Origin of the sequence: Streptomyces sp. CB02056 (assembly GCF_001905545.1) — a bacterium.
GTDB lineage: Bacteria > Actinomycetota > Actinomycetes > Streptomycetales > Streptomycetaceae > Kitasatospora.
In genome coordinates this window covers 1-25,901 of the sequence record NZ_LIPD01000001.1, presented here as the reverse complement: position 1 = coordinate 25,901, position 25,901 = coordinate 1, and the positions used below count along the sequence as shown (strand labels likewise).

The window sequence follows — 25,901 nt, the reverse complement described above, 5'->3', positions numbered from 1 at the left end:
GGGTCCCGTTACGGCCCGGCATCCGGGTCGCGGCCCGGGCCCGCGCGGGCCTCAGGGCTTGCGGTGGCGCCCCGGTGCCTTCCCCGGCCGCCGCGCCTGGCGCCCGGGCCGCGGCGCTCCCGCGCCCTCGGCCCCGTACAGGATCCGCTGGGCGGTGGCGTAGTCCTCGGCCACCGTCTCCGGCAGCCACTGGTAGCCGTCCCAGCGCACGATCAGCCTCGGTTCGCCCGGCAGCACATGGGCGCCCCGCTGCCGCCCGACCGTGAGCCGTACGACCCGCAACTGCCCGACCGGCCGCAGCCGTTGCTCCCGCCTGGCCGCCCACGACGCCAGCGGTTCCTCCTCGTCCATCGCCCCAGTCTGGCCTCCCGACGCCGTCACCCGACACCTGCGTCACCCGACCGGGCGACGCGCGTTCCAGCCCCTCCGCTCCCTCCGTCCGCACCCCGCTCCCTTCGCCGTCTCTTCGCCGTCTCTTCCGACGCTTGACGCTTCACACGCTCCTGAGGACCACCAGCCGCTGGGTGGCCCTGGTCATCGCGACGTAGCGGTCGACCGCCCCCTCGACACCCCCGCCGAACGCCTCCGGGTCGACCAGCACGACCAGGTCGAACTCCAGCCCCTTGGACAGCTCCGGGGTCAGCGACCGGACCCGCGGCCGCGCCTCGAAGCCGGGGGCGCCGATCACACAGGCGACCCCCTCGGCGTGCTCGGCGAGCCAGCCGTCCAGGACGGCGTCCAGCTCCGCCACCCACCCGTGCACAACCGGGATGCCGCTGCTGCGGACGGAGGTCGGCACGTTGGCGTCCGGCAGCGCGGCCCGGATCGCGGGCTCGGCCTCGGCCATGACCTCCTCCGGCGTCCGGTAGTTGATGCTCAGCGAGGCCACCGTGCTCCGGTCGAGCCCGATCCGCTCCAGCCGCTCCTGCCAGGACTCCGTGAACCCGTGCCTGGCCTGCGCCCGGTCCCCGACGATGGTGAAGCTCCGGGACGGGCAGCGCAGCAGCAGCATCTGCCACTCCGCGTCGGTCAGCTCCTGGGCCTCGTCCACCACGATGTGTGCGAACGGCCCGGCGAGCGGCTCCGGGTCGGCACCGGGCAGGGCCGTCTCGTCGACCAGGGTGTCCTGGAGGTCGCGCCCGCGCAGCATCGTCACCGCGCCCTCGCCGTCGTCGTCGGCCTGCAGCAGGTCGCCGATGACGTCGGCCATCCGCGCGCGCTCGGCGGCGGCCGCGGCCTCCCGACGGCGCCGGCGCCGGTCCGCCTCCGGATCGCCGAGCCGCTGCCGGGCCGCGTCCAGCAGCGGCAGGTCGGACACCGTCCAGGCCTGGGGCGCGTCCTTGCGCTGGAGCCTGCGGACCTCCTCGGGGGCGAGCCAGGGCGCGCACATCCGCAGGTAGGCGGGCACCGACCAGAGGTCGCCGACCAGGTCGGCCGCGTCGATCAGCGGCCAGGCCCGGTTGAGCGTCTCGGCCAGCTCCCGGTCCTGCCGCAGCGACCGGCCGAACAGCTCGGGCGAGGCCCCCGCGTCCTCGTCCAGCTTGTCCATCAGGATCGTGGCCAGCTCCTCCCAGATCTGCTCGCGGGCCTCGTTGTGCGGGGTGCCCGGGTCCGGCGCGTCGAACGCGTCGGACCAGTCCTCGGCGCTCAGCCAGAGGTCGGCCCAGTGGGTGGTGACCTCCATCCCCTCGGCGGGCGGCTCCTCGTAGAACCGGACGGCCTTCTCGATCGCCCCCACCATGTCGGCCGAGGACTTCAGACGGGCCGTCTCGGGGTCGCTCTCGGACCCGGCCTTCGCCCCCTCGGCGACGAGGTCCCGCACGGTGCAGGTGCGCACCCCCTCCTCACCGAGGCTGGGCAGGACGTCGGCGACGTAGGCCAGGTAGGGCTGGTGCGGGCCGACGAACAGCACGCCGCCGCGCCGGTGGCCGAGCCGGGGGTCGGAGTAGAGCAGGTACGCGGAGCGGTGCAGCGCGACGACCGTCTTCCCGGTGCCCGGGCCGCCGTCCACCACCAGGGCGCCCCGGGACCCCGCCCGGATGATCGCGTCCTGGTCGGCCTGGATGGTGGCCAGCACGTCCCGCATCCGGGCCGACCGGTTGCCGCCCAGGCTCGCGATGAACGCGGACTGGTCGTCCAGCGCGGCGTGCCCCTCCAGGGCCTCGGCGCTGAACACCTCGTCCCAGTAGTCGCCGATCCGGCCGCCGGTCCAGCGGTACCGGCGCCGGCTCACCAGGCCCATCGGGTCGGCGTGGGTGGCCCCGAAGAACGGCTCGGCCGCGGGCGAGCGCCAGTCGACCAGCAGTCGGCGCCCCCCACTGTCGGTGAGGCCGAGCCGCCCGATGTACACCGGCTCCGGGTCGTCCGCGTGGACGACCCGCCCGAGGCACAGGTCCAGGCCGAAGCGGCGCAGGGCGCGCAGCCGACCGGTCAGCTTGTGCACCTCGATGTCCCGGTCCATCGCCTCCCGGCCGAGGCCGCCCGGCGCGCGGCGCAGCGCGTCGAGGCGGTCGGACAGCTCCGCGATCGACTGCTCCAGGCTCTCCGCGACGGCCGCGAAGTGCCGCTCGTCCTCACCGATCAGCGCCGGGTCGGCCTTGGCGACGAGGCGGGCGGGCAGGTCGAACGCGCTGGTGGTGCGGCTGTTCATGGCATCAGCTCCGATCTGAGGCCTGCGATTGTGCGCCACCACGGGGGCCTTGCCGCAAGACCCCCCATGCGCTATACGTTGAGAGTGGCAAGGGGTGGGTTCTCCCCCGGCCAGTCTCCGGTTCGTCTCCTGCTCGTCTCCGAATCATCCCCGGCTCCTTTCCGGGCGCGCTCGACCGCGCCGCGCTCCGCATCGCCGCTCACGCCCCCGCTCCGCGCCGCCCGGTCCACCCGCACCGTCCGCGCCGCTCAGGCTCCCCGGGCCGCGCCGCGCCTAGCCGAGGCGGCGCCGCGACGGCAACCCCGGCTCACCCGGGAGGCTTACCGCACAGCGGAGTTGGACCGCATCGGGTGGTGTCCGGGTGACGGCATCCGGACCGGTTCGTTGGGTGCTACGGCGGGGGTGGGTGCCCCGGTAGCGGGCACTGCCGCCTCCCGCCGTGCGGTCCGAGCCACCGTCGGCCGCCCTACACCGCACCACCGATCCGAAGAGGTCCCGCAATGTCCGAACCATCTGCCACGCCGCAGTTCCCGAGCAGCCCGACGGGCTCGGCCGACGGCACCTCGGCCGGACCCGCCACCCCCAAGAGCCTGCTGGAGCAGATGCAGGAACTGCTCGCCTCCGTCAGCGCGGACCTCGCCGAACTCCAGGGCTCCGTCCCCGGGGGCGCCGACTCCACCGCCTATCCGACCGGCACGGACACCTCCGGTGCGTCCGAGGCCTCGGACGCACCGGGCGCCCGGTAGCCGACCACCCGGTCCTCCTCGGCCGGCCCGCCCGCACCGGGCGGGCCGCCGCCGGAGGGCGGGCTGCCGCTCGCCGCACCGCCACCGTCACCGCCCGGCGGACCGGTCTCGCCCGGAGGGCCGAGCCGGACCACCAGTAACGGCGCCCCGCCACCCGCCCGCTCGCGTTCCCGCTCCGCACCGCCGAGCGCGGCGGGCTCCGCCGCCCCGGCCCGGAGCGCCGCCGCACGCAGCCGTACCGTCAGGTCCTTGCACTCCGAGACCGCGTCCACACCGTCGATGCACGTCCAGTAGAGGCTCTCGGTGTCCGCCCCGCAGGCCAGCACCACCAGCGTCTCGCCGACCTCCTGGAGCAGCCCGTCCAGCGCCCCCAGGGCCGGCGCCAAGTCCCCCAGGTCGGTGAGCCGCGCGGCCCGGCCGCCGCTCACCAGGGCGGCCCGGACGACGGAGCGGTCCAGGCAGACCGCCGCGTGCGCCCCGGCCTCGGACAGCTGCTGCCCCAGCCCGGTGAGATCCTCGTCCTCCGACTCCGCCAGCCTGGCGCCCACCGCCTCGGTGAGCAGCGCGGCCTGCCGCGCCTCGGCCAGCACGTCCGGTACGTGCCTGGCCTCGGCCAGGGCGTACCGGGCCGTCTTGATCAGTCGCAGCGCCTCCATGGCCACCGCTCCTCCCGCTCGCTGTCGCCGTCGACCCGGGCCGCCGGGAGGGGCGGTCCGCGTGGTGACGGCTGGTCACGGCGAAAGCGTGCGAGGAAGTGCGCGAGCGCGCATCCACGTTGTCAGAAGCTGTGGACAAGTCCGGGGTTGTGGATAACTTTCGTCCCTCACACGGGTTGGTCGTCCACGTCCGGGTTGACGGAGGTCGCCCTCTCGGGCGCGCGGGCCACACTCCCGGCGGCCTCGACCGCCCCTGGGTCGGCACCGCCCGCCCCCTGGTCGGCGTCGGACGCGTCCTGGCCGGCGGCGCCCGCGTCCGTCGGCACCGGGAAGCGGAGCTCGTTCCGCTCGATCTTGGCCGCCAGGGCCTCCAGCGGATCCACCCCGACCGCCGTGCAGAACTGCAGCAGGTACGCCAGCACGTCCGCGACCTCGTCGTGCACCCGGTGCGCGCGCTCCGGGTCGGACATCACCGCGGCCGCCTGCTCAGGCGTCAGCCACTGGAAGATCTCCAGCAGCTCCCCCGCCTCCACGCTCAGCGCCGCCGCCAGGTTCTTCGGGGTGTGGAAGGGCTCCCACCGCCGGGCCGACGCGAAGTCCACCAACCGCCGCCGCAGGACATCCACCGTGGGCTCTGCCGGCCCCGTCACTCGTTCGCTCACCCCTCCAGGTCTACCGCATCCCGGCCCGCCGCCCCACCGCCCACCGAGGACACCCCGCCGCCCCCCGCGAATCCGGCCGCCCCCGCCGGCTCCTCCGACCCGCCCCCGCCCGCTTCCGCCTCCAAGCCGACCGCTTCCCCGGCCGCCTCCCCGTCCACCGCACCAGCCGCGCCCCCGGCCGCCTCCCCGCGCCCGCCCTGGAGCGGCACCCGCGCCGTCTCCGGCCGCAGCACCGTGAACCCCGAGTCCGGGTCCCGCCGGCACTCGACCAGCACCACCCCGCCCCCGGGCCCGCAACCCAGCACCTCCCGCGCCGCCGCCGGCTCCTGCAGGGCCGCGACCACCCGCAGCTGGCTGCGCTCCGCCATCTCCCGCGCCAGCCGCAGCAGCGTGCCGGTCTGCTCGGCGGAGAGCCCCGCCCCCAGGTCCTCGGCCAGCACGGTGAGCTGCCGGTGCGCCCAGGGCACCTCGGCGGCCACGTCGAGGTCGAGCACCCCGGCCCCGGTCAGCAGCACCGCGGCGAAGGCGAGGTGGCGCAGCATGCCGTCGGAGGCCTGGTCGGCCCCGGTGCGTCCGAGGACGCCCTCGTCGAAGACGGCGAGGACCCGCTTGACGCCCGCGCTCTCGCGCTCGGCCAGGGTGAGCCCGAGCAGCGGGTGCGGAGCGGCGGCCTGCACGGCGCGCAGCAGCTGCCCGTACCGGCGCGGGCACTCGTTGCTCAGCCGGGCGACGACGGCGGAGATGTTGGCGGCGTTGCTGCGCAGCCGGGCCTGTGGGTCGGCCCGGGCCCAGCCTCGCATCAGCGCGGGGACGGGGTGCAGCGGGAAGACCTCGCGCAGCGCGGTGAGCAGGTCCTCGGTGGCGGCGAGGACGAGGCACTCCCCGGCCGAGGAGCCCGCGACCCGCAGCGGCAGCTGTGCGGTGATCATCGTGCCGCTGGGGAACGGTGCCCGGATGTCGCCCTGGCGGGTGTCGTTGTGCCAGCAGACGTTGACCCGCCGGTTGCGGACGTCCTGCTCGCCGGTGTCCATCAGGGTCCGGCCGTCGAGGGTGAGCGACTCCCGGGCGATCCGGACCGGGCCGTCGGTGCGGACCACCACGTCGAGCCGGATCAGGCCGTGCGGCGAGCGGACGGTGCAGCCGAGGTTGATCGCGTGCCGCCCGTGCGGGACGCACCCGTCGAGGCCGCCGCGGACGGGTGCGGCGAGCGGGCCGGTGCGCTCGGGCAGTCCGTCCAGCGAGTCGGCGATCTCCTCGCCGAGGGCGAGCCGGGACAGCACGGCCAACGCGTCGAGGGCGTTGGACTTGCCGACGCCGGCGGGCCCGTGCAGCACGGTGAGGGGCGCGAGCGGCAGCACCGCGCGCCGGTAGGACTTGAACGAGGTGAGTCGGAGCTCCTCGACGGTGGGTCGCGGCACGGGCGGCCGGTCGGGCCCCGGGGCGCCCGGTCGGAGGTGGGACGGCCCTGCGGGCACGGTGGCGTCGCGGTTCACCTGTCGGACGTTAGCCGCAGGCCGACCGGCAGAAACGTGCCTGCGCGGCAGATTCATCCCAACGTGGGGCTCAGCGCCGGTACGCGGCCACCGTCACCGAGGCCGTCACCTCGACCGGCTCCGGCAGTTCCGCGAGCGCGGCGGCGAGCCGTTCCGGGTCGGTGTGCCAGGCGCTCGGCCCCATGCCGACGACGGTGCGCACGTCCTGCGGGCCGAGCCGCAGGGTGAACTCGACCTCGCGCCGCCCGGCGGGCTCCAGGTACGGCCCGAGCTTCTCGTCGATCCGCCGCTGCTTCTCCTCGTCCACCGACAACAGCCCCAGCGCGCCGACGAGTTCACGCAGGTGGCGGGCGGTCGGCGAGACCAGCAGCAGGGTGCCGCCGGGGCGCAGCACCCGGCGGATCTCCGGCCCGTTGCGCGGTGCGAAGACGTTGAGCATCAGCTCGGCCGAGGCGTCCCGCAGCGGCAGCGGGCGCCAGGCGTCGCACACCACGGCGCCGATCCGGGGGTGCGCCTTGGCGGCCCGGCGCAGCGCGAACTTGGAGATGTCCAGGGCCGCGCCGACCGTACCGGGCAGGGCGTCCAGGACGTGCGCCAGGTAGTGGCCGGTGCCGGCGCCGAGGTCGGCGACCAGGCCGTCGGAGGCACCGGCGACGGCGGCGGCGGCGGCCTCCGCCAGCGCCTCGGCGATCGGCCGGTAGTGCCCGGCGGCGAGGAAGTCCGCGCGGGCCGCGACCATCTCGGCGGTGTCCCCGGTGCCGGTGTGGGCGTCGCCGGCGAGGAGGCTGACGTAGCCCTGCTTGGCGAGGTCGAAGCTGTGCCCGGCCGGGCAGCGCAGGCTGCGGTCGTGCCGGGTGAGGGCCTGCGCGCAGTGCGGGCAGGCCAGGTAGCGCTCGATGTCCTGGAGCAAGGTTTCGTCTTCTCTCGCCGTACGCCCCGGCCGGTCGGGGCGCCAGCCAGCCTAACGACCCCGGCGGGCCGGACGCCCCAGGCCATCGGCCCGGGTCGGCTCTACCCCGCGTCCCTCCCGAGCCCGAGCCCCGCGAGCGAGCGCCCCCGCCCCCGCTCCGCCCCGACCCGCAGCGCCAGCGCCACGAGCGCCTCCGGCGCGCCGGCCCGGCCCCGGACCCCCGGGAAGGCGTTGACGTCCACGATGACCGGCTCGGCGGGCCCGTCGAGCAGGTCGACCCCGTACACGTCGAGCCCGAACACCTCGCCCACGCGCAGCGCGAGCGCCGCCCGCCCGGCGGACGGCTCCCAGTCCTCCGCCCGCCCCGACTTCCCCGTGCCGGTGGCGAGTTCGGACTGCCGCCGGGCCGCGAACACCTGTCCGTCGACGACCCACAGCTTCTGGTCCCAGCCGGTCCCCGGGACGAACGGCTGGGTGACGACCGGCTCCCCGGGCCAGCGCTCGGCGAGTTCGCGCAGCCGGGCCGGCCCGTCCACCCGGGCGACCAGGTCGTGCCGCCTGCTGTGCCGGCTCTTGACCACGAACGGGTAGGCCGGGTCGGCGAGTTCACCCAGCAGGCCGACCGCGTCGGTGGCCGCGAAGGGCAGCCCGGCGGCGCGGGCGAGCTCGGCCATCCGCACCCGGTCCTGGCACAGCCCGGTGGCCGCCGCCGAGTTGACCACCGGCGCGCCCCGCCGCTCCAACTCCCCCGCCAGCGCCAGTGCCTGCGGCGTACGGGCCTTGAGCAGGTAGACGTCCGCGAGCCCGGCCACGGGCCCCGCGGGCGGGACGGCCGCGACCTCGTGCCCCCGGCGCACCAGCAGTTCGGCGGCGGCCGCCAGCACCGGGTGCCCCGGGTCGCCGGTGATCAGCCCGACCTTCACAGCAACTCCCCCTCACCGAAGCCCCGTTGGCCGTACGGGTCGCCGCCCGCCGGCACCAGTTCGGCGGGCCCGGCGGGCAGCGACACGGCCGTGCCGCTGCGCGCGAGCCGCAGCACCGCCCGGGCGACCCGGGCCACCGCGTCCGGCACCTGCCGGAAGCTCGGGAAGTCGTTGACGTCCACCACCACCGGCCCGTCCGGCCCCAGCAGCACGTCCACCCCGTACAGGTCCAGCCCGAACACCTCGCCGACCTGCGCCACGATCCGCGCGACGCTCCCCGGCAGCGGCACCTGCCGCTCGCGCACGCCCTGCCCGGGGTGCAGCGGGGAGGAACGTTCCGTCGCGAAGAGCTCGCCGTCGACGCAGTACACCTTGAGGTCGGTCCCGGAGTTGGGTACGTACGGCTGCGCGATCAGCAGCCCCTCCCCCGCCAGTTCCGGACCCACCTCCAGCAGCTGCTCGGGGCTGCGCACCAGCCGCACGGCGCGCCCGGAGCTGCCGTCGGCGGGCTTGACCACCAGCGGGTACTCGGCGGCCGGGATCTCCGCCAGCCGCTCCCAGCGCGCGGCCGCGTACGTCACCGGGACGGGCAGGCCGCGGGTGCGGCCGATGACCGCGGCGAGCGCCTTGTCCCGGACCCCCCGGATCGAGCGCACGTCGTTCACCGTGGTGAGGCCGACGGCAGCGGCCGACTCCAGCAGGGTCAGCCCGGGGCCGCCGGACACGGTCTTGAGCACCCAGGCGTCGTGGCTGCCGGCCCGGACCTCCTCGGAGATCGCCAGCAGCGAGTCCCCGGGGCGCAGCACGTCCACCCGGTGCCCCCACGCGGTGAGTTGGCGTGCCACGTCGAGCGGCATGCCGTCGTGCCGGTAGTGTTCCTCCACCAGAAAGCAGAGCCTCATCGGCCTGTCTTCCCCCTTGCCTCGCCTCGTGCAGACGTCCGCCGTCCCCCTCGGCAGAGCTGTAAAGGCTTCAGCATGCACGCCGCGGCCGCACAAGATCGCTGCGGGCGGGTAAGCGTTCGGCAACAATCGGCCCCCGGAACGGCGACGCGCGGGCGGCGCCGAGCCCGGAGGAGCCGCGGCCCGCCCCGACAAACCGGTGGCGCCCCTCCCCCGCCCCTGCTTGGATGCACGCCGTGACCCCTGATGATCATGCCCACGACCGCCCCCTGCTCGACGAGATCGAGCGCTACTACGACGCCGTGCCCCGCAGCGCCGCCCGCACCGAGGACTTCGGGCCGCTGACCCTGTTCCTCCGCGACGGGGCCGGCTGGCCCTACTACGCCCGCCCGACCCTCGGCCACACCGGCCCCGCCGCCACCGCCGAGGACGTCCGCCGGGTGCTGGAGCGGCAGCGGGAGGCGGGCGCGCCGGAGGCCTTCGAGTGGGTGGCCGAGCAGAACCCGGAGCTGCGCGCGGCGGTCGAGGCTGCGGGCCTGACGGTGCACGAGCACCCGCTGCTGGTGCTGGGCCCGCAGGACGAGGCGGCCCCGGCGCCCGAGCTGCCGGAACGGGTGGAGGTCCGGGTGCTGGCACCGGACGCCCCGGAGCTGGCGGCCGCCGTCGCCGTCCCGCACCTGGCCTTCGCCGAGCCGGGCACCGCCGTCGGCCCGGCCGGCGCGGCCGAACTCGCCGAGCGCGCGGCGACGTTGGCGGCCGACGGCACGGCGGAGCGGATCGCCCGGCGGATCGCCACCGGCACCACCGTGCTGGCCGCGGCCGTCGAGGACGGCACGGTCCTGTGCGCGGGCCAGCACAACCCGGTGGGCCCGGTCACCGAGGTGGCCGGGGTGGGCACGCTCCCGTCCGCGCGCCGTCGCGGGCTGGGCCTGGCGGTCACCGCGGCCCTGGTCGAGCACGCCCGGGCGAACGGGGTGCGGACGGTGTTCCTGTCCGCCGCCGACGAGGACGTCGCCCGGATCTACCGCCGGGCCGGCTTCCGCACCTTCGCGACGGCCCTGATCGCGGAGCCCGCCGCCCAGCAGGAGCCCGCCGCCCAGTAGGAGCCCCCGCCCGGCAGGCGCCTGCCACGCGGCAGGAAACCTCCGCCCGGCAGGAGCCCCCCGCGTAACGGGCCGCCCACCGGCCCCGGCCCGGAAGGCTCCGGAAGGAACGGGAACAGGACCGGGGACGGCGCCGGTCAGTCGTCGTCCTCGTCCTCGTCGTCCGCCCCGCTGACCTCCTCCCCCTCCGCCTCGTCCACCACCCAGGCCGCGAGCCGCTCGGCGACGCCCGACACCCCGAGCCGCCCCTCGCGGATGGCCCGGGAGAGGCTGCGCACCTCGCGGGCGGTGGTGGCGACGGTGCAGCCGCTGGCGACGAGGTAGGCGTAGGCGACGGCGGTCGCGAAGAGTTCGTTGGTCTTCTCCAGTGCCGGCACCCGGATCAGCTGGTGCATCAGCGCGGCGGCGCGGTCCTGTGGTTCGGGGTAGACCGAGATGTCGAATATCTCGGCCTGGTGGCGGGTGACCGCCGCGAGCAGCGAGCCGTAGTCGGTGACCTGCGGATCACCGGGCGTGTACTGCTCGGCGGTCATGAGCAGCCACGAGAGGTCGACCTCCAGCTTCAACGGCGCACGTCCTGGAGGTCGCCGGGCTCCCCGAACTCGGCGAGGAAGGCCGACTCGTACTCCTTCATGAACTGCGCGGCCGCGTCCACGAAGGCCCGCCCTGACTCGCCCATGTCCTGTTGGACCAGGCGCTCGATGTACTGGTTCATGGAGATCCCCTGCTGCTCCGCCCGTTCCCGGGCCATCTCGGCGGTCGTGGCGTCGACCCGCACGTTCAGCTGCTTCTTACCCATGCCGTTCAAGCTAGCGCTCAAGTGCTAGCACAACAAGGGCGTGCGCACACCGCCCGCACACCTGCCGCACGCCCCCGCGCAACCCGGCCGTCACCGTGGCGCCGGACGGCAGCCACCGGAACGCCGGACGGGCCGCCGCCGAGGCGCCGGAACGCCGGACGGCCGGGCCCGCGGCTGGCTGCCACGGACCCGGCCCGCGCCGGAAGGGGGCGGATCAGAACTGGGTACTGACGGTCACCCCGCTGAAGTCGCTCTTCGCGTAGAGGCTCACGTAGCGGTAGCCCGCCGTCGGGTTGGTCACCGTGATGCTCTGGGTGGTGCCCGCGTTGGTGGAGGCGGCGGTGTAGGCGCTCGGCGAGGCCCAGGTGCTGTCGCTGTAGTACAGGTACGCGGTGCCGGTGCCCCCGGAGGTGGTGATCTTCAGGGTGCTGGTGCCGGCCGGCAGGTAGACGTACAGGTAGTCCAGGTTGCCGGCGGTGGCCGACAGGTTGGCGCGCGAGCAGTTCTTGCCGAGCGCGTCGGTGCGCGGGTCGGTGCAGGCCGGCGGGGTGGTCGGGCCACCGCCGCCGCCCGTGGTCACGGCGACGGAGGCCGGGGTGCTGGCGGTCCTGCCGGTGTCGTCGGTGACGGTCAGCGCGACGGTGTAGGTGCCGGCGGCCGCGTAGGTGTGGGTCGGGTTCTGCTGGTCGGAGGAGCTGCCGTCGCCGAAGGTCCAGTGCCAGGCGGTGAGCCGGCCGGCGCCGGTCTGGACGGACTTGTCGGTCAGCGTGACGGTCGCGCCGGAGACCGACTGGCCGAACAGCGCGGTCGGGCCGGCCGCGAGGCAGGCGCCGCCGGCGCAGGTGTCGAGCCAGGCGTCGAAGTCGGCGTCGTAGCGAGTGCCGATGCCGTTGTAGACCGCGTAGCCGCCCTGGTAGTCGCCGGTGCGGAAGTGGGCGAGCATGGCGTCGATGTCCGCCGGGTGCTTCTCGAACATGTACCGGACGGCCAGGTAGCCCCACGGGTAGGTGCGCACGGTGTCCGAGTTGCCGTACGTGTTCTGGAAGAGGGTGCTCAGCTTGTAGGTGTGCTTGGCGGCCTCGGCCATCGCCTGGGTGTCGGTGGTGCCGCGGTAGGCGTAGGACTCGTACTCGGCGACGCCCTCGATCCACCAGATGTCCGGGACGGAGATCTCGGTGGAGAAGTTGCCCTTGAGGTCGTAGATGTTGTCCAGGTAGTGGGTGTACTCGTGGTTGAGGTTCCACACGTTGGCGGTGAAGCCGTCGTTCCACGACTTCTGGTACATCACGCACACGGCCCGGTTGTTCGGGTCGGTCGGGTCCATGACGGTCTGTCCGCCGTTGTCGGTGGAGTTGTTGAAGATCGCCCAGGAGTAGGTCAGGTAGTCCGCCTGGTTGGCGAAGACCGCGAGGGTGAGCTCCTTGTCGTACTGACCGGGGATCGGACCGTTGTCCTTCACCAGCTTGTGGAAGAAGGTGTCCTCGCCGCGCAGGCTGGCGCAGACCGCGGCCAGGTCGGCGGGCGACAGGACCTCGGTCTGGATGGTGCGGTTGTCGCACACCAGCTGGTTCGGCAGCACCGCGGCGGTCAGCTTCGCCGGCAGGTCGCAGATGCCGTAGTACGAGCACTGGCCGGGGTCGAAGCTGTTGGCCTGGTAGGCGGTGTGGACGTACAGCGGGCCGGTGGCGCCGGTGATCTGCGCGCCGTCGAGGACCGCCTTGACCTTGCCCTTGACCGCAGCCTCGACCACCGGGCCGTCGCCGGCCATCCGGCCGAGGTCGTTGCCCGCGTTGACGTCCAGGTAGGCGTTGGCCGTGCCGAGCAGGTCCTTGTGGTTCAGCGCGAAGTCGCCGAGGGTGGCGCCGATGCTCGGGTCGGCGCCGACCGCGCTGACGAAGTCGGGGTTCCAGTTGCCCCGCCACAGCGGCGCGGAGAGCACCGCGTTGACCGCCTTGAGCATCTTCGGGAAGGCGTTGTACGAGTTGTCGTACGCCGTCAGCACCTGCTTGTAGACGCCCAGGTAGCTGCCCTGGAGGTTGGCGCTGTCGGTGAGCACCAGCACCTCGTTGAGCACGGCGCCGTTGGCGTCGCTGACGTCGGTGCGGTGCGGGGCGGCGAAGAACGCGTCGAGGGCGGCCTTGGAGCCGCTGGTCAGGGCCGCGCCGTACGGGCCCACCGCGTCCGCGTTGTTCGACTGCACGAACCAGCCGGCCCGCTGGAAGAGCACGAGCTGCAGGATGGCGGTCGAGTTGTCGCCGGTGTAGCCGGCCGCCATGGTCCGGAAGGCGTCGGCGACGGTGAGCATCTTCGATTCCTTGAAGATGCCGCCCGCGTCGGTGCCGGTGACGTTGAACAGCGTGTTGACGCAGTCCGTGGTCGAGCCCTCGATGAAGGAGACCAGGTCGGCGCCGCTGCGGCTGCCGAAGTCGGCCGGGGTGCAGCTCTGCGCGGCGGCCGCTCCGGCGGCGCCGCGGGCGGCGAGGGCCGGCTTGGCCGGGGGCGCCTTCGGCTCGGCCGGGCGCGGCGCGGTCTGCACGACGGTGTCGGCCGGCTGGCCCATCACGACCTGGCCGAGCAGCGCCGGGGGCAGCGGCTTGGCGACGGGGGCGAGGTCCTCGGCGGCACGGGCCTGGGCGGCCGGGTCGACGGTGAGGAAGGCGCCGAGCGGCTTCGGCTGGACGGAGCCCGGGTCGGCCGTCGGAGCACCGGCCGCGGGCCGGGCGGGAGCGGCGGAAGCACCGGAGGCGGCCGAGGCGGCGGAGGCGGCTGACGCCGTGGCCGGCAGCAGCGTGGCGGCGGCGCAGCAGCCGGCCACGAGGCCGGCCAGCAGGGTGGGGAGGGGTATCCGTGGGCGCACTGGTGGGGTCCTTCTCCTGTGGGGGAGGCGCTGGGAGGACTGCCGAGACGTTGGGGGAACGCGTCATGATCCTGCCAGCGACGGAAGGTCAGAACAATGTCACAGGTCATATGACATTTCCCGGCCTGGGCATAACACGGACCCCCGCCCGCTGCCGCTACGACCGGTACGTCCGCGCGGCCCACGCCTGGAAACTCGGCGCGGCCGCGATCAGGTCCCGGTACGCCGCGGCGGCCGCCCCGAACAGCGTCTCCACCACCTCCCCGCCCACCCCGGCCGGCCGCCAGACCAGCAGCTGCCGGACCCAGATCGGCGTCCCCGCCAGCGGCTTGACCACCACGTCCGCGAGCGGCCGGGTGGTGGCCTGGACGACGGAGATGCCGAGCCCGGCGGCGATCATCTCCTGGAGCTCCAGCCGGCCGCCGAGGAACTCGTGGACGGTCGCCGGGGCGAACCCCGCCGCGGCGCAGGCCCCGTGGAAGACGCCGTGCCAGCCGGCCCCGTCGTCGGGGGTCAGGAACCACTCCTCCTCCGCGAGGTCCGCCAGGGCCACCTCGGTGCGGTGCCGCAGCCGGTGGCCGGCCGGCAGCGCGACGAAGACCGGCTCGGTGACGATGCCGCGGTGCGCGACGGACGGCGAGTGGCACAGCTCCCGGCCCGGGTAGTCCACGGCCACCGCGACGTCCGCCTCGCCCCGCTCCAGCAGCTCGACGATGTCCGAGGAGCGGTAGACCGACGTCACGGTGAAGCGCTGCCCGGGCCGCTGGTGCCGGGCCCTGGTGACCAGCCCGGGCAGGATCGGGGCGTTGGTGGCCGCCAGCCGCAGCTCGCGCGGGGCGGGCCCGGCCGAAGCCTCCGCACGGCGGCCCAGGCAGTCGGCGCGGGTGAGCAGTTCCCGGGCGGCGGCCAGCACCTCCACCCCGAAGCCGGTCGGCGCGACACCGGCGGCGGTGCGTTCGAACAGCGGGGCGCCCAGGTGGCGTTCGATCCGGCGCAGCTGGGTGCTGGTCGCCGGCTGCGAGGCGCCGAGCAGGGCGGCGGCCCGGCCGACGCTCCCGGTGTCGGCGATGGCGCACACCACGCGCAGGTGCCGCAGCTCCAACTCCATGACGCTCCCCCTCACGCATCGGCCGGCCCCGGCCGACGGCGCGGGGCGGCTGCCGCCAAGGGCGGTGCAACAGCACACATCACATGTCAGCTGCTCACCTTCGCCCCGGCGATTTGCCTCGTCAAGCCCCCTCCCGGGACCCGACGGCACTCCGCGCACCATCTTTTACCCGCGCATTGCCGACGCCTGACCTTCCGCCCTGCTCCGGTCGCGTCCACACCTGTCCTCCGCCCCGCTCCGGACCCGCCCGCACCTGCCCTCCGCCCCGGCCCGGTCGCGCCCACACCTGCCCTCCGCCCCGCTCCGGACCCCGCCCACCACCGCCGTGCCGCCACCAGGCGGAGCGGGACTTGAAGACCGACCCACCGTCCGGGACGCTGAAACCCCCCTGCGTTCCCCCGAGCGGGCACCGACCGGTGCGGAGGCCGACCGATGACAGCCATGTTCGATCAGGAGCTGCGCGAGCAGCTCGCCCAGGCCCGCCGGGACCTCGCGGCGGCCCGGGCCGAAGGGGACGCCGACGGCGTCCAGGCGTACGAGGGCCGGGTCGCCTCGCTCCTGCGGCTCGCCGCCCAGCACGGCATCGACCTCCCGCACAGCGTCGACGAGGAGGAGCACAACGAGTAGCCGGCCCCCGGACGCGGCGGAGGCGGCCACCCCGAACGGGTGACCGCCTCCTGCCGTGCCTTCCCGGCGCCCGGGATCACTCCCCGGTCGGCTCCAGGATCGCCACGCACTCGAAGTGGTGCGTCATCGGGAACAGGTCGAAGGCCCGCAGCGACACCGGCCGGTAGCCGCCCTCGCGGAAGAACTTCAGGTCCCGGGCGAGCGCGGCCGGGTCGCAGGCCACGTACGCGATCCGGCGCGCCTCCAGGCCGACCAGGTGGGCGACGGTCTCGCGGCCGGCGCCCGAGCGCGGCGGGTCCAGCACGATCAGGTCGGTGGCGGTGATGCCGGTGCGCGGCAGCAGCGTCTCGACCCGGTCGCACTCGATCTGAACGTTGTCCAGCGCGGCCAGGTTGTGGCGGGCGTCGACCACGGCCTGCTTGGCGGACTCGATGCCGAGCACCGCGCCGTCCTCGCCGACCCGGTCGGCCAGCGCGCCCGCGAACAGGCCGACTCCGCAGTACAGGTCGAGCGCGCTCTCGCCCCACTGCGGGTCCAGCCCGTCCAGCACCGCGTCGACCAGGGTGTCCGGCGCCTCCGGGTGGATCTGCCAGAAGCCGCCGTCGCTGATCCGCCAGGTCCGCCCGGCGGCCCGCTCACGGACGAAGCCGCGCCCGTGCACCTTGTGCACGTCGCCCTGCTCGTCCACCCGGGCGATCGACACCGGCTTGTCCAGCTCGACCAGCGGCAGCTGGGCACCGTCGCGCGGGGTGAGCACCACCTGGCGGTCGGAGGAGCCGGTCGCGGCGATCACCTCGACGCTCGCCACGCCCGGCCAGTCCCGGGTCTCGACGCCCAGCTCGGTGACGCCCTCGGCGGCGATCAGGCAGCGGTCCACCGGCTGCACCTCGTGCGAGCGGTACTTGCGCAGGCCGACCTTCCCGGTCTCGGCGTCCACCGTGTACTGCACCCGGGTGCGCCAGGCCGGCACCTGCCCGGCCGGCAGCTTGCCGCCGACCGGCTCGACGCTGCCGTCCCAGCCGGCCTCGGCCGGGGTGAGCCCGGCCAGCTTGGCCAGCTGCTCGGTCAGCACCGCCGCCTTGAGCTTGCGCTGCCCGCCGGGGGTGACGTGCTGCCAGTCGCAGCCGCCGCACTTGCCCGGACCGGCGAACGGGCACGGCGCCTCGATCCGGTCCTTGGAGGGCTCCAGCACCTCCACCGCGTCGGCCCGCAGGAACCGCGAGGTGGTGGTCCCGTCGGTCACCAGCGCGACGACCCTCTCACCGGGCAGCGCGTGCCGCACGAACAGCACCCGGCCCTCGTGCCGGGCCACGCAGTGCCCGCCGCCGTGCGCGACCGGGCCGACCTCGACCTCGTAGCGCTGCCCGACCAGCGGCTCCCCGGACGGCGCCTCGGGCCGCGAGGGCCGCGCGGCGGCGGTGCGCAGCGCCTTGGGCGGCCGCACCGCCTGCTTGCGCGGCGCCTTCCGGTCGGCCCCGGCGGCGCCCTTCGGCGCACCCTGACCGGCGCCCTGGCCGGCGTCCTTGCCCGCACCCTTGGGCGCGTCCTTGCCGGATCCCTTGGCGGAGCCCTTGGCCGCGGCACCCTTCGCCGCGGAGCCCTTGGCCGCAGCGCCCTTGCCCGCGGCACCCTTCGCCGCAGCGCCCTTCCCGGCCACCGGCTCGGCGGGCCCCCGGTCCTCCCGCTCGCCCGGGACGAACGGCGCGGTGCTCGCGGTGAGGCCGTCGCGGTCGGTGGCCTCCGGACGGGACGGCCGGCCCCAACGCGGCCGGGAGACCTGACCGGGCTTGGAGCCGCCCCGGCGGGCGCCCTTGCCGGAGGCGCCGGAGGAGCCCGAGGAACGGGGCGGAGTGTTGCGGGTCACTGGGAGGAGTCCTTGCTGCGGTCGGGGCTGTCACCGGCGTTCGTACCGGTGGAGACGGAATCCTTCGACTTTACGGCCTTCGGCGCCCGAGGCTCGCCACGCCGGACGGCGCCCGGCGCCGACCAGGCCTTCTGCGGCTTGCGCCGCTCGGAGGACTCCAGTTGCCACGGTACCGAGGTGACCATCACACCGGGCTTGAACAGCAGCCGCCCCTTGAGCCGCAGCGCGCTCTGGTTGTGCAGCAGGTGCTCGTACCAGTGGCCGACCACGTACTCCGGGATGTAGACCGAGACCACGTCCCGCGGGCTGCTGCGCCGCAGGTTCTTCACGTAGTCCAGGACCGGCCCGGTGATCTCGCGGTACGGCGAGTCCAGCACCTTGAGCGGCACCTCGATGCCGCGCTCGTCCCACTCCCGCCGCAGCGCCGCCGTGTCCGCCGGGTCGACGTTGACCGTGACCGCCTCCAGCGTGTGGGCCCGGGCCAGCCGGGCGTACGCCAGGGCGCGCAGCGCCGGCTTGTGCAGCTTGGAGACCAGCACGATGGCGTGCACCCGGGTGGGCAGCACCACGTCGTCCGGCTCCTCGGCGGCGATGAGCTCGTCTGAGACCCGGTCGTAGTGGCGCCGGATGCCCTTCATCATCACGAACAGCACGGCCATCGCGGCGATCGCGATCCAGGCGTGGCCGATCTTGGTGACCAGTACGACGATCAGCACGGCCATGGTCATCACCAGGCCGAAGGCGTTGATCGCCCGGCTGCGCTGCATGTGGCGGCGCTTGGCCGGGTCGGTCTCGGTGCGCAGCAGCCGGGTCCAGTGCCGGATCATGCCGGACTGGCTCATGTTGAAGGCGACGAAGACGCCGACGATGTAGAGCTGGATCAGCCGGGTCGGGTCGGCGTCGAAGGCGAGGATCAGCAGGATCGCGGCGATCGCCAGCAGGATGATGCCGTTGGAGAAGGCCAGCCGGTCGCCGCGGGTGTGCAGCTGGCGCGGCAGGTAGCGGTCCTGGGCGAGGATCGAGCCGAGCACCGGGAAGCCGTTGAAGGCGGTGTTGGCGGCGAGCACCAGGATCAGGCCGGTGACGCCGGCGACGAAGTAGAAGCCGGGCGTGAAGTTGTTGAACACGGCCTCGCTGATCTGCGCCAGCGCGGTCTTCTGGTGGTAGCCGGGCGAGGAGCCGACGAGCTGCTCGGCCGGGTTCTCGGCCATCTGGACACCGGTCAGCCGGGCCAGCCAGATGATGCCCATGAACATCACGACGGCGATGCTCGCCATCATCAGCAGCGTGGTGGCGGCGTTCTTGCTCTTCGGCTTGCGGAAGGCCGGCACGCCGTTGGAGATCGCCTCCACACCGGTCAGCGCGGCACAGCCGGAGGAGAAGGACTTCAGCAGCAGGAACACCATCGCGAAGCCGGTCAGCGAGTCGTTGCCGGGGGTGGCGGCGAGGTGGAACCCGGAGCTCTCCGCGGGCATGTCCTGGCCGAGCGCGAAGTGCCGGAAGACGCCGTAGCCGACCATCCCGATCACGCCGACCATGAAGGCGTAGGTGGGAACGGCAAAGGCGCTTCCGGACTCGCGCACACCGCGCAGGTTCATGCCCATCAGCAGGACGACCACGACCACCGACAGGACCGCCTCGTGACCGCGCAGCGAGGGCACCGCGGAGACGACGTTGGCGACGCCCGAGGTGGTCGACACGGCCACGGTGAGCACGTAGTCGACCATCAGCGCGCTGGCGACCACCAGACCGGCGGCCGGCCCGTGGTTGACGGTCGCGACCTCGTAGTCGCCGCCGCCGCTGGGGTAGGCGTGGACGTTCTGCCGGTACGAGGCGACCACGGCGAGCATCACGATCGCCACGACGACGCCGATCTGCCAGGAGAAGTGGATCGCCGAGGCGCCCGCGATGGAGAGGGTGAGCAGGATCTCCTCGGGGGCGTACGCGACCGAGGAGAGCGCGTCCGAGGCGAACACGGGCAGCGCGAGCCGCTTGGGCAGAAGCGTCTCGCCCAGCTTGTCGCTGCGTAGGGCGCGCCCGATCAGGATGCGTTTCGGAAGGTCAGTCGGCATAGGCACGTTAAGGAATCGTAGGGGCTCCCCGGTCAAGGCTCCGCCGTTTGTCCCCCCCTTCGTCGCGACTGCGTTCGGTGGACCGGCTAGCGTGTCGGATACGAGTCGGCGGGCAACACTCTGGTTGTCGAGCGTTGCCGGGTCGGCGCCCCCACGAGGAACCTCGTCCCGGACGACCGGGCGGGAAACGGAGCTGAACGGTGTTTGCGCAGGTCAAGACCCCTTCGGGACGGGTGAGGTAAGCGCCGGTGCACATCGTCATCATGGGCTGCGGCCGCGTGGGCTCCGCCCTCGCCAGAGCCCTGGAGAAACAGGGCCACTCGGTGGCCGTGGTCGACCAGGACCCGACCGCGTTCCGTCGGCTGGGCGCCGGCTTCAACGGGCGCCGGGTGACCGGCGTCGGCTTCGACCAGGACACCCTGCGCGAGGCGGGCATCGAGGAGGCCGGCGCCTTCGCCGCGGTCTCCAGCGGTGACAACTCCAACATCATCGCCGCGCGGGTGGCCCGGGAGAACTTCGGCGTCGAGAACGTCGCCGCCCGGATCTACGACCCCCGCCGCGCCGAGGTGTACCAGCGCCTGGGCATCCCCACCGTGGCGACGGTCCGCTGGACCGCCGACCAGATGCTGCGCCGGCTGCTGCCGAGCGGCGCCGAGCCGCTGTGGCAGGACCCGAGCGGTGGCGTCCAGCTCGCCGAGGTCGCGTACGACCCGCGCTGGATCGGCCACCGGATCGGCGAGCTGGAGGAGGCCTCCGGCACCCGGGTGGCGTTCGTCACCCGGCTCGGCGAGGGGGTGCTCCCCTCGCCGCAGATGGTGGTGCAGGAGGGCGACCTGGTGCACGTGATGCTGCGCCGGGCCGACCTGACGGCCGTCGAGGCCGCGTTCGCGCAGGGGCCGAAGGAGGAGGGTCACTGATGCGGGTCGCCATTGCCGGGGCCGGAGCCGTGGGCCGCTCGATCGCGGGCGAGCTGCTGGAGAACGGCCACGAGGTCCTGCTGATAGACAAGAACCCGAACTCCATCTCGGTGGAGCGGGTCCCGATGGCGGAGTGGCTGCTGGCCGACGCCTGCGAGATCACCTCGCTGGACGAGGCCGCGCTCCAGCGCTGCCACGTGGTGATCGCCGCGACCGGTGACGACAAGGTCAACCTGGTCGTCTCGCTGCTCGCCAAGACCGAGTACGCGGTGCCGCGGGTGGTCGCCCGGGTGAACAACCCCAAGAACGAGTGGCTCTTCAACGAGTCCTGGGGCGTGGACGTCGCCGTCTCCACCCCGCGGCTGATGTCCGCGCTGGTCGAGGAGGCGGTCAGCGTCGGCGACCTGGTCCGCCTGATGCGCTTCAGCCAGGGCAACGCCAACCTGGTCGAGCTGACCCTGGCCTCCGACACCGAGCTGGTCGGCACCCGGGTCGGCGACGTGGCCTGGCCGCAGGACACCGCGCTGGTGACCATCATCCGCGAGGGCCGGGTGCTGGTGCCGGGCAAGGACGACACCCTGGAGGGCGGCGACGAACTGCTCTTCGTCGCCGCGCAGGAGCGCGAGGAGGAGCTGGAAGAGCTCCTCTCGGCCATCTCGGGCGCCCAGTAGCCCCGGAGCGCGCGACACGGAGAAGGGCCCGCACCCCTCGGGGTACGGGCCCTTCTCCGTCGTTCGGGACGGGCGGGAGGCGGCTACTTCGCCGGCTCCTCCTCCTCGTCCAGCTGCGCCTTGATCGGCGGCGGCGCCTTCAGCAGGATCTGCCAGGTCACGTACATCGCCAGCAGCAGCGGCGGGATGCCGAGGGCGACCTTCAGCCAGCCCAGCAGGTTGACGTTGTGGGTGAAGTACAGCGGGAAGAGGATCACCGGCTTGGCGCCCATGATCAGCACCCAGGCCCAGGTCGCCTTGGTGTAGGCGGCCAGCCGGCCCGGGTTCTCCTTGCGCCAGGTGAACATCTCCCCGGTGATCGGGCCGAGCATCACCCCGATCATCGGCCAGCGTGCCAGGGCGGAGGTCGCCAGGGCGACGCAGTAGCCGACGTTCCAGAGCAGGCCGGGCAGGTAGAAGTCCTCGGCCTTGCCGCTCTTCATCGAGATCCAGGCGCCGAGCGCGACCCCGAACACCCCGCTGAAGGCGTGCTGGATGGTCTGCCGCTTCGCCAGCCGGGCCACCACGAACAGGGCGCTCAGGCCCAGCGCGGCCCAGGCCGAGGTGCTGACCTGGTGGGTCAGGTTGTACGTGACGATGAAGACCAGGCCGGGCAGCGTCATGTCGATCATGCCGCGCACGCCGCCGAAGGCCTGGAGCACGGTGTCGGCCGCCTCCTTGGAGGCGGCCCTGCGGGCGGCCTCCGCGTCCGCGGGGTCGACCGCCAGGTCGAGCTGGGCGGCGGCCTCGCCGCCGGGCTGGTTGCTCACGCTCATTCGCTCCCGTGTCCGACCGGACGCAGCTCATAGCGGGGGTTGAACAGCACGCGGCGCCCGCGTGCGTGACTGATCCGGCCGCTGGCGACCAGCCGGCGGCCGGGCTCTATCCCGGCGATCGAGCGGCGGCCGAGCCAGACCACGTCCAGCGCCTCGGTACCGTCGAAGAGTTCGGCCTCCAGGGCGGGCACCCCCGCCCTCGGGCGGAGCGTCACCGTGCGCAGCGTGCCCGCGACGGTGACCAGCTCGCGGTCCCCGCAACCGGCGATCGGCGTGCAGCCGGACTCCGCGGCGATCTCCTGACGCAGCTCCTCGGCGTCCAGTTCCTCGGCCGAGGAGGTCAGCCGGCTGAGCATGCGGCGGAACCGCCCCTGCGGCGGGCCGCTGCTGTTGTCACCACTCATGTCGGAAGGGTACCGGGTTCCGGCCCCCCGGCGGCAGGCCGCGCGACCGCCGGGGGCGGTCGCGGTCAGCTCTCGAAGCGGTACCCCATGCCCGGTTCGGTGATGAAGTGGCGCGGGTGCGAGGGGTCGCGCTCCAGCTTGCGGCGCAGCTGGGCGAGGTAGACCCGCAGGTAGTTGGTCTCGGTGCGGTAGGCCGGGCCCCAGACCTCCTGGAGCAGCTGGGTCTGGCTGACCAGCCGCCCGGCGTTGCGGACCAGTACCTCCAGCAGGTGCCACTCGGTCGGCGTGAGGCGTACGTCGGCGCCGTCCCGGTTGACCTTCTTGGCCGCGAGGTCGACGGTGAAGGACTCGGTGACGACCAGCGAGTCGGCCTCCCCGGCCACCGGCTCGGCCCGCCGCACGGCGGCCCGCATCCGGGCGAGCAGCTCGTCCATGCCGAACGGCTTGGTGACGTAGTCGTCGGCGCCCGCGTCCAGCGCCTCGACCTTCTCGTCCGAGGCGTGCCGGGCCGACAGCACGATGATCGGCACCCGGGTCCAGCCGCGCAGGCCGCGGATCACCTCGACCCCGTCCATGTCGGGCAGGCCCAGGTCGAGGACGACCACGTCCGGATGGCGGGCCGCGGCCAGCTCCAGGGCGCTCGCGCCGTCATGGGCCGCGTCCACCTCGTACTTGCGGGCCTTGAGGTTGATCACCAGCGCGCGGACGATCTGCGGTTCGTCGTCCACGACGAGGACCCGGGTCATTTACGGGCTCCGCCTTTCAGGGCTGTCTGACTTACGGACTGGGGACTGCTCTACGACGTTCGGTGCGACGTGCGACGTGCTGTGCGGCGTACGGCCCGGGAGGCGCGCCGGCCCCCGGAGGAGCGACGGCCCGGCCGGTGCGCCGCCGGTTCTCAGGTGATCAGGTCCGGGAGCGGGCCGCCACCCTCGCCGCCCCGCTCCCCCGGTTCGGGCGGCCGTTCGACCACGGGCAGGCTGACGACCATGGTGAGTCCGCCGCCCGGGGTGTCCTCGGCGGTGACGGTACCGTCCATCGCCTCGACGAAGCCGCGCGCCACCGCGAGTCCGAGGCCCACCCCGGCTCCGCGCGGCGCGTCCCCGTAGCGCTGGAACGGCGCGAAGATCCGCTCCTTGGCGTCCTCGGGCACCCCGGGGCCGCGGTCCACGATCCGCAGCTCGACCCGGGCCGGCCGCCCCGGCTGCCGCAGCTCGTCGGCCTTGACCAACACCCTGACCCCGTCCGGGCTGTACTTGACGGCGTTCTCCACCAGGTTGGCCAGCGAGCGCTCCAGCAGCCCGCCGTCGGCCCGGACCATCGGCAGCGTCTCCGGGACCTCCAGCCGGACGGACTCCAGCGGCACCCCGCCGAGCGCGAACGGCACCACCTCGTCCAGGTCGGTCTCCTGGATCAGCGGGGTGACGGTCCCGGTCTGCAGGCGGCTCATGTCGAGCAGGTTGTTGATCAGGTGGTCCAGCCGGTCGGCCCCGGCCTCGATGCCGGCCAGCAGCTCGGCCTCGTCCTCCGGGGCCCAGTCGACGTCGGCCGAGCGCAGCGAGCTCACCGAGGCCTTGATGCCCGCCAACGGGGTGCGCAGGTCGTGCGAGACGGCGGCCAGCAGAGCCGTCCGGATCCGGTTGCCCTCGGCCTCCCGGCGGGCCTCGGCGGCCTCCCGGGCCAGCCGGCGGCGTTCCAGCACCACGGCGGCCTGGGCGGCGAACGCGCCGAGCAGGCGCCGGTCCGCCCCGGGCAGCACCCGGCCGCGCAGCACCAGCGCCAGGCTGTCGCCGACCGGGACGTCCACGTCGGCCTCCTCCGGCCGCTCCGGCGGGCGCGGGCCGGCGGTCGCCACCGGCGCCCAGGCGGAGAGCGGGTCCGGCCGTTCCAGCAGCGCGGCGCTCTCCTGCCCGAAGGTCTCCCGGACCTGCTCCATCAGCGCGGTCAGCACCCCGTCGCCGTTGGGCGCGCCGCGCAGTACCGTGCCGGCCAGCGCGCTGAGCGTCTGCGCCTCGGTCTGGCTGCGGGCGGCCTGCTGGGTGCGCCGGGCCGCGAGGTCCACCACCGACGCCACCGATATGCCGACGATGGTGAATATCGCCACCGCCATGATGTTCTGCGGCTCGTTGATGGTGAAGGTGTGCAGCGGCGGGGTGAAGTAGTAGTTCAGGACCGAGGAGGCGACCAGCGCCGAGCCGATCGCCGGCAGCAGCCCGCCGACCAGCGCCGCGCACACCGTCAGCGACAGGAACAGCAGCATGTCGGTGGAGAGCCCCAGCCCGCCGATCGCGGTCAGCACGATCGCCAGCAGCGGCGGCCCGACCAGTCCGATCAGCCAGCCGCCGACCGTCCGGGTACGGCCCAGGTCGGTGATCCGGCGGACCGGTATCTTGCCGCGCCGCCCGTGCCCGGCGTGCTCGTGGGTGACCATGTGGACGTCGATGTCCCCGGCCTCCCGGGTCACGATGGTGCCGACGCCCGGCCCGTACAGGTACTGCCAGCCGGGCCGCCGGCTGGTGCCCAGCACGATCTGGGTGGCGTTCACGCCCCGGGCGAAGTCCAGCAGCCCGCCGGCCGGGTCGTCGCCGAGGACGGCGTGGAAGGAGCCGCCGAGGCTCTCCACCAGCGCGCGCTGCTCGATCAGCGTCTGCGGCGAGCCTGAGCCCACCAGCCCGTCCGAGCGGGAGATGTGCACGGCGAGCAGCTCGCCGCCGGAGACCCTGGCGGCGATCCGGGCCGCCCGGCGGATCAGCGTCGCCCCCTCGGGCCCGCCGGTCAGGCCCACCACGATCCGCTCCCTGGCCTGCCAGGTGCCCTCGATGCCCTGCTCGGCCCGGTACTTCTGGAGGTACTCGTCCACCCGGTCCGCGGTCCACAGCAGCGCCAGCTCGCGCAGCGCGGTCAGGTTGCCCGGGCGGAAGTAGTTGGCGAGGGCGGCGTCGATCTTCTCCGGCGCGTACACGTTGCCGTGCGCCAGCCGGCGCCGCAGCGCCTGCGGGGACATGTCCACCAGCTCGATCTGGTCCGCCCGCCGGACCACCTCGTCCGGGACGGCCTCGCGCTGGCGCACCCCGGTGATGCCCTCGACGGCGTCGCCCAGCGACTCCAGGTGCTGCACGTTGACGGTGGAGATCACGTCGATCCCGGCCGCCAGCAGCTCCTCGACGTCCTGCCAGCGCTTCTCGTTGCGGCAGCCGGGGACGTTGGTGTGGGCCAGCTCGTCCACCAGGGCCACCTGCGGGCGGCGCTCCAGGACGGCGTCCAGGTCCATCTCGGAGAACCGGGCACCGCGGTGCACCACCTGCTGCCGCAGCACGACCTCCAGCCCCGCGACCATGTCCGCGGTCCGCCGGCGGCCGTGGTCCTCCACGAACGCGACCACCACGTCCGTGCCCCGCTCCTGCCGCCGGTGCGCCTCGGCGAGCATGGCGTACGTCTTGCCGACCCCGGGGGCCGCCCCGAGGTAGATGCGCAGCCTGCCTCGTCCCATGAGCACCATTCTTGATCCGACCCGGCCCGGAGAACACCCCCGGACACCTGTTCCCCCTGCCTTCGAGACTACGGCGTGCGACGCGATTTTCCGCTGATCAGTGCGCTGATCAGGCGGTTTTAGCGGCATATTGACGGTGGACCAGCCACTCGGCGGGGGTCGTTCGGGAGGGATCCGGAGGGGTCGGGGTGCGGTGGCGTCCGACATCGGCCCGGAAATGCGAAGAACCCCC

Annotated in this window: 22 protein-coding genes and 1 pseudogene; 5 read left to right on the top strand and 18 right to left on the bottom strand. The window is 74.0% G+C overall.

The features are described from left to right. Positions 1 to 51 precede the first annotated feature (51 nt). Positions 52 to 351: a DUF6087 family protein gene (locus AMK13_RS00115; protein WP_063780004.1), complete on the bottom strand. Its 300-nt coding sequence runs from the start codon at positions 349 to 351 to the stop codon at positions 52 to 54. 142 nt (positions 352 to 493) lie between these two features. Continuing rightward, positions 494 to 2,650, bottom strand: coding sequence for an RNA polymerase recycling motor ATPase HelR (gene helR, locus AMK13_RS00110; protein ID WP_074000669.1), 2,157 nt, complete (start codon positions 2,648 to 2,650; stop codon positions 494 to 496). 500 nt (positions 2,651 to 3,150) lie between these two features. Between helR and AMK13_RS43260 the strand changes: the two genes are divergently transcribed. After that, a complete protein-coding gene (locus AMK13_RS43260; protein WP_049648983.1) occupies positions 3,151 to 3,396 on the top strand; it encodes a hypothetical protein in 246 nt (81 codons plus the stop codon). On the opposite strand, the gene AMK13_RS00100 is transcribed toward AMK13_RS43260, so the two are convergent. The 6 genes and pseudogenes from AMK13_RS00100 to AMK13_RS00075 all read right to left on the bottom strand — a co-directional run bounded on the left by AMK13_RS00100 (position 3,333) and on the right by AMK13_RS00075 (position 8,942). Next, positions 3,333 to 4,052, bottom strand: a complete 720-nt coding sequence (locus AMK13_RS00100) for a DUF6099 family protein (RefSeq protein WP_074000668.1) — start codon at positions 4,050 to 4,052, stop codon at positions 3,333 to 3,335. The two genes, AMK13_RS43260 and AMK13_RS00100, sit on opposite strands and share 64 nt — an antisense overlap. A gap of 320 nt (positions 4,053 to 4,372) precedes the next feature. Next, a pseudogene (locus tag AMK13_RS00095) lies at positions 4,373 to 4,678 on the bottom strand (nucleotide pyrophosphohydrolase); the annotation flags it as partial. 32 nt (positions 4,679 to 4,710) lie between these two features. After that, on the bottom strand, positions 4,711 to 6,132 hold the full coding sequence (locus tag AMK13_RS00090; RefSeq protein WP_074000667.1) for an AAA family ATPase: 1,422 nt from the start codon (positions 6,130 to 6,132) through the stop codon (positions 4,711 to 4,713). 145 nt (positions 6,133 to 6,277) lie between these two features. Then, positions 6,278 to 7,117, bottom strand: a complete 840-nt coding sequence (locus tag AMK13_RS00085) for a putative RNA methyltransferase (protein WP_074000666.1) — start codon at positions 7,115 to 7,117, stop codon at positions 6,278 to 6,280. Between the two features lie 101 nt (positions 7,118 to 7,218). Then, positions 7,219 to 8,040: an ATP-grasp domain-containing protein gene (locus AMK13_RS00080; RefSeq protein ID WP_074000665.1), complete on the bottom strand. Its 822-nt coding sequence runs from the start codon at positions 8,038 to 8,040 to the stop codon at positions 7,219 to 7,221. After that, the gene (locus tag AMK13_RS00075; protein WP_049659122.1) at positions 8,037 to 8,942 is read right to left on the bottom strand and encodes an ATP-grasp domain-containing protein; all 906 of its coding nucleotides are present in this window, start codon (positions 8,940 to 8,942) and stop codon (positions 8,037 to 8,039) included. Before AMK13_RS00075 ends, AMK13_RS00080 begins: the two co-directional genes overlap by 4 nt. A 227-nt stretch (positions 8,943 to 9,169) precedes the next feature. Between AMK13_RS00075 and AMK13_RS00070 the strand changes: the two genes are divergently transcribed. Further along, the gene (locus AMK13_RS00070) at positions 9,170 to 10,045 is read left to right on the top strand and encodes a GNAT family N-acetyltransferase (protein ID WP_074000664.1); all 876 of its coding nucleotides are present in this window, start codon (positions 9,170 to 9,172) and stop codon (positions 10,043 to 10,045) included. Between the two features lie 137 nt (positions 10,046 to 10,182). On the opposite strand, the gene AMK13_RS00065 is transcribed toward AMK13_RS00070, so the two are convergent. The 4 genes from AMK13_RS00065 to AMK13_RS00050 all read right to left on the bottom strand — a co-directional run bounded on the left by AMK13_RS00065 (position 10,183) and on the right by AMK13_RS00050 (position 14,809). Then, a complete protein-coding gene (locus AMK13_RS00065; protein ID WP_074000663.1) occupies positions 10,183 to 10,611 on the bottom strand; it encodes a fic family toxin-antitoxin system, toxin component in 429 nt (142 codons plus the stop codon). Continuing rightward, the gene (locus AMK13_RS00060) at positions 10,608 to 10,844 is read right to left on the bottom strand and encodes a toxin-antitoxin system HicB family antitoxin (RefSeq protein ID WP_049659744.1); all 237 of its coding nucleotides are present in this window, start codon (positions 10,842 to 10,844) and stop codon (positions 10,608 to 10,610) included. The genes AMK13_RS00065 and AMK13_RS00060 overlap by 4 nt, the downstream gene beginning before the upstream one ends. 214 nt (positions 10,845 to 11,058) lie before the next feature. Beyond that, positions 11,059 to 13,701 (bottom strand): collagenase, encoded by a 2,643-nt coding sequence (locus tag AMK13_RS00055; protein ID WP_074000662.1) that lies wholly within the window; start codon positions 13,699 to 13,701, stop codon positions 11,059 to 11,061. Between the two features lie 157 nt (positions 13,702 to 13,858). Then, positions 13,859 to 14,809, bottom strand: coding sequence for a LysR family transcriptional regulator (locus AMK13_RS00050; protein ID WP_074000661.1), 951 nt, complete (start codon positions 14,807 to 14,809; stop codon positions 13,859 to 13,861). A 432-nt stretch (positions 14,810 to 15,241) separates the two neighbouring features. Here AMK13_RS00050 and AMK13_RS00045 point away from each other — a divergent pair, with 432 nt between their 5' ends. Continuing rightward, on the top strand, positions 15,242 to 15,436 hold the full coding sequence (locus AMK13_RS00045; protein WP_143204452.1) for a hypothetical protein: 195 nt from the start codon (positions 15,242 to 15,244) through the stop codon (positions 15,434 to 15,436). Between the two features lie 76 nt (positions 15,437 to 15,512). Here AMK13_RS00045 and AMK13_RS00040 read toward each other — a convergent pair whose 3' ends face one another. Together AMK13_RS00040 and AMK13_RS00035 are read right to left on the bottom strand one after the other, a co-directional pair. Next, a complete protein-coding gene (locus AMK13_RS00040; protein WP_074001135.1) occupies positions 15,513 to 16,862 on the bottom strand; it encodes a class I SAM-dependent RNA methyltransferase in 1,350 nt (449 codons plus the stop codon). Between the two features lie 434 nt (positions 16,863 to 17,296). Beyond that, positions 17,297 to 19,372, bottom strand: a complete 2,076-nt coding sequence (locus tag AMK13_RS00035; RefSeq protein ID WP_049657522.1) for an APC family permease — start codon at positions 19,370 to 19,372, stop codon at positions 17,297 to 17,299. Positions 19,373 to 19,620: 248 nt separating this feature from the next. Between AMK13_RS00035 and AMK13_RS00030 the strand changes: the two genes are divergently transcribed. Together AMK13_RS00030 and AMK13_RS00025 are read left to right on the top strand one after the other, a co-directional pair. Continuing rightward, the gene (locus AMK13_RS00030) at positions 19,621 to 20,289 is read left to right on the top strand and encodes a potassium channel family protein (RefSeq protein ID WP_049657525.1); all 669 of its coding nucleotides are present in this window, start codon (positions 19,621 to 19,623) and stop codon (positions 20,287 to 20,289) included. Continuing rightward, positions 20,289 to 20,960 carry a potassium channel family protein gene (locus AMK13_RS00025; RefSeq protein ID WP_049657526.1) on the top strand — a complete coding sequence of 224 codons (672 nt, stop codon included), beginning with the start codon at positions 20,289 to 20,291 and terminating at the stop codon, positions 20,958 to 20,960. Before AMK13_RS00030 ends, AMK13_RS00025 begins: the two co-directional genes overlap by 1 nt. Before the next feature lie 83 nt (positions 20,961 to 21,043). Here the strand turns inward: AMK13_RS00025 and AMK13_RS00020 are convergent, their stop codons facing one another. From AMK13_RS00020 to AMK13_RS00005, 4 genes are all read right to left on the bottom strand, one after another. Further along, positions 21,044 to 21,769, bottom strand: a complete 726-nt coding sequence (locus AMK13_RS00020) for a DUF3159 domain-containing protein (protein WP_234348601.1) — start codon at positions 21,767 to 21,769, stop codon at positions 21,044 to 21,046. A gap of 2 nt (positions 21,770 to 21,771) precedes the next feature. Continuing rightward, the gene (locus AMK13_RS00015) at positions 21,772 to 22,179 is read right to left on the bottom strand and encodes an OB-fold nucleic acid binding domain-containing protein (RefSeq protein WP_049657528.1); all 408 of its coding nucleotides are present in this window, start codon (positions 22,177 to 22,179) and stop codon (positions 21,772 to 21,774) included. Positions 22,180 to 22,244: 65 nt separating this feature from the next. After that, positions 22,245 to 22,925 (bottom strand): response regulator, encoded by a 681-nt coding sequence (locus tag AMK13_RS00010; protein ID WP_049657530.1) that lies wholly within the window; start codon positions 22,923 to 22,925, stop codon positions 22,245 to 22,247. Between the two features lie 152 nt (positions 22,926 to 23,077). Next, complete coding sequence (locus tag AMK13_RS00005; protein ID WP_079271805.1) at positions 23,078 to 25,669, bottom strand: sensor histidine kinase; 2,592 nt, start codon at positions 25,667 to 25,669, stop codon at positions 23,078 to 23,080. Positions 25,670 to 25,901 lie beyond the last annotated feature (232 nt).

What these genes read in the sequence shown, in the direction of transcription:
- AMK13_RS00115 (WP_063780004.1), bottom strand. Translation starts at nt 351, where the DNA reads ATGGACGAGGAGGAACCGCTGGCGTCGTGGGCGGCCAGGCGGGAGCAA.
- helR (WP_074000669.1), bottom strand. Translation starts at nt 2,650, where the DNA reads ATGAACAGCCGCACCACCAGCGCGTTCGACCTGCCCGCCCGCCTCGTC.
- AMK13_RS43260 (WP_049648983.1), top strand. Translation starts at nt 3,151, where the DNA reads ATGTCCGAACCATCTGCCACGCCGCAGTTCCCGAGCAGCCCGACGGGC.
- AMK13_RS00100 (WP_074000668.1), bottom strand. Translation starts at nt 4,052, where the DNA reads ATGGAGGCGCTGCGACTGATCAAGACGGCCCGGTACGCCCTGGCCGAG.
- AMK13_RS00075 (WP_049659122.1), bottom strand. Translation starts at nt 8,942, where the DNA reads ATGAGGCTCTGCTTTCTGGTGGAGGAACACTACCGGCACGACGGCATG.
- AMK13_RS00070 (WP_074000664.1), top strand. Translation starts at nt 9,170, where the DNA reads ATGCACGCCGTGACCCCTGATGATCATGCCCACGACCGCCCCCTGCTC.
- AMK13_RS00060 (WP_049659744.1), bottom strand. Translation starts at nt 10,844, where the DNA reads ATGGGTAAGAAGCAGCTGAACGTGCGGGTCGACGCCACGACCGCCGAG.
- AMK13_RS00050 (WP_074000661.1), bottom strand. Translation starts at nt 14,809, where the DNA reads ATGGAGTTGGAGCTGCGGCACCTGCGCGTGGTGTGCGCCATCGCCGAC.
- AMK13_RS00045 (WP_143204452.1), top strand. Translation starts at nt 15,242, where the DNA reads ATGACAGCCATGTTCGATCAGGAGCTGCGCGAGCAGCTCGCCCAGGCC.
- AMK13_RS00035 (WP_049657522.1), bottom strand. Translation starts at nt 19,372, where the DNA reads ATGCCGACTGACCTTCCGAAACGCATCCTGATCGGGCGCGCCCTACGC.
- AMK13_RS00025 (WP_049657526.1), top strand. Translation starts at nt 20,289, where the DNA reads ATGCGGGTCGCCATTGCCGGGGCCGGAGCCGTGGGCCGCTCGATCGCG.
- AMK13_RS00015 (WP_049657528.1), bottom strand. Translation starts at nt 22,179, where the DNA reads ATGAGTGGTGACAACAGCAGCGGCCCGCCGCAGGGGCGGTTCCGCCGC.
- AMK13_RS00010 (WP_049657530.1), bottom strand. Translation starts at nt 22,925, where the DNA reads ATGACCCGGGTCCTCGTCGTGGACGACGAACCGCAGATCGTCCGCGCG.
- AMK13_RS00005 (WP_079271805.1), bottom strand. Translation starts at nt 25,669, where the DNA reads ATGGGACGAGGCAGGCTGCGCATCTACCTCGGGGCGGCCCCCGGGGTC.